This is a genomic window from Streptomyces phytophilus (assembly GCF_013870535.1).
In the GTDB taxonomy this organism is placed as follows: domain Bacteria; phylum Actinomycetota; class Actinomycetes; order Streptomycetales; family Streptomycetaceae; genus Streptomyces; species Streptomyces phytophilus.
This window is the reverse complement of the sequence record NZ_JACBXC010001204.1, coordinates 1-1,807: the sequence shown is the minus strand read 5'-3', so window position 1 is coordinate 1,807 and position 1,807 is coordinate 1. Positions and strand designations below refer to the sequence as shown.

Annotated in this window: 2 protein-coding genes; both read right to left on the bottom strand. The window is 74.0% G+C overall.

The genetic code is table 11. The features are described 5' to 3' along the window. A partial coding sequence (locus H5J30_RS30800) for a SepX/GlpR family protein (protein WP_309505682.1) occupies positions 1 to 1,110 on the bottom strand: 1,110 nt, incomplete at its 3' end. Positions 1,111 to 1,233: 123 nt separating this feature from the next. Then, the coding region (locus tag H5J30_RS30795) for a GNAT family N-acetyltransferase (protein WP_181790762.1) at positions 1,234 to 1,807 on the bottom strand (574 nt) is incomplete at its 5' end.

The following is a 1,807-nucleotide window of genomic DNA, read 5'->3' as shown; positions in this document are numbered from 1 at the left end:
GCTCCAGGTGTCCGGGGCGTCGAAGTCCAGGCCCCGGGTGGCGCGGGGGGCCACGGGGGCCGTGACGTAGGTGGGCAGCGGGACCGGTACGGGGTCCCAGCCGGCGTCCGCGGGGCGGTCGCGCTCGCGCTGCTGATCGACCCACTCCGCGTGGTCGGTCTGCTCCACCAGCGCCCTGCGGTCCGCCTCGTACGCCGCCGCAGGGGCGTCGAACGGGGCCGTGGCGGACGGGTCGTCGGCGTCGCCCTCGTCCTCCTCGGCGGCCCCCTCGGCACCGCTGCCGTCGGAGTTCTCGTACGTCCGGTGCACCGCGGGCTCGCGGTCCTCGCGCAGGCGGCGGGCCGCCGCCTCGCCGCGGGCCTGGTCCGCGGTGAACGTGCGGCGGCGGCGTTCCTGGGTGCGTACGCGGACGACGTACGCCGTGAGCAGCAAACCCGGGACCACGACGGCCCACAGGAAGCGCGGGCCGCCCACCGACGCCGCCACGGCGCCGGCCGTCAGCGCCACGAACAGCAGCGTCAGCGTGCGCCTCCGGCGCGCCAGCACCCGTGCCCGCGCCCGGCGTTCCGGGGTGGACTGGGGCTGCTGGTTGCGGGCGGGGGCAGGGGCGGGGGCGGGGCTCTCCTCCGGGGCGCGGGGGGCGGCGGGCGCGCCGGCCGGTGCGTCCGTACGCCCCTGCGGAGCCGCCTCCGGCTCCTCGTCCACCCGCGCCGCCACACCCTGGCGCACGACCGGCGCCGCCGGGGTCTCCTTGCGGGTACGGCGTGGGCGCGGGGCGGCGGCGCGGGGGTCGGTCACGGGCACGGCAGCGGCCCGGACGTCCACCACGCCGCCTGCGGCGGGTGCGGCGTCCGGGCTCTCGTCGTCGTCCCCGGCGTCCTGCGCGGAGTCCGGATCCGGGCCGGATTCCGCGCCGGAGCCGGCGTCGGGATCGTCCCGCTCCTGGGTACGGTCCGCCCCGCCCCGTCCGGTCAGCAGCCGGATGGCGGTGCTGAAGCGTTCCGTCGGACGAGCTTCGTTCAGCTCGTCCTGCCTACGGAGCCACATCGGCACCAGGTAGGCGGCCCAGGCCCCGACGATCATTGCGTAGATGAGGCCGCTGCTGCTCACGCCTTACACGGTAGAGGCCGCGGCGACAGCGCATGGGCCAATTGGCTCGGTGTGTCGCACCATCTGGCTGATATCTCGACCTTTTCTTCTGACTTTTTACGGCAGCACTATCGAATCTTTGTTTTATTTCTCCGAGTGCCGCAGCCCCCGCCACCTGTTGACGAGCCCCTCCGGCACTTCCTCGGCGGTCAGCACGAACACCAGGTGGTCACGCCAGGCCCCGTCGATGTGCAGGTAGCGCGGACGCACACCTTCTTCACGAAAGCCCAGCTTTTCCACCACACGGCGGCTCGGCATGTTCTCCGGGCGGACGCAGACCTCGATGCGGTGCAGCCCCACCGTGCGGAAACAGTGGTCCACGGCGAGCGCCACCGACGTCGGCATCACACCGCGGCCCGCGTAATCCCGGTCGATCCAGTAACCGACGTGCCCGGAACGCATCGAGCCCCACGTGATACCCGCCACCGTCAACTGCCCGCACAGCTTGCCCTCGTATTCGATGACGAAGGGCAGCATCCGGCCCGCGCTCGCCTCGCTGCGCAGGTGCCGGACCATCTGCCGGAACGTCGGGCGGCGGGTGTGCGGGGTGCCGGGGGGCGGGGGCGGGATGGTGGCCTCCCAGGGGCGCAGCCAGTCGCGGTTGCGCCGGTTGATCTCCCGCCAGGCGCGCTGGTCGCGCACGCGGATGGGGCGGAGG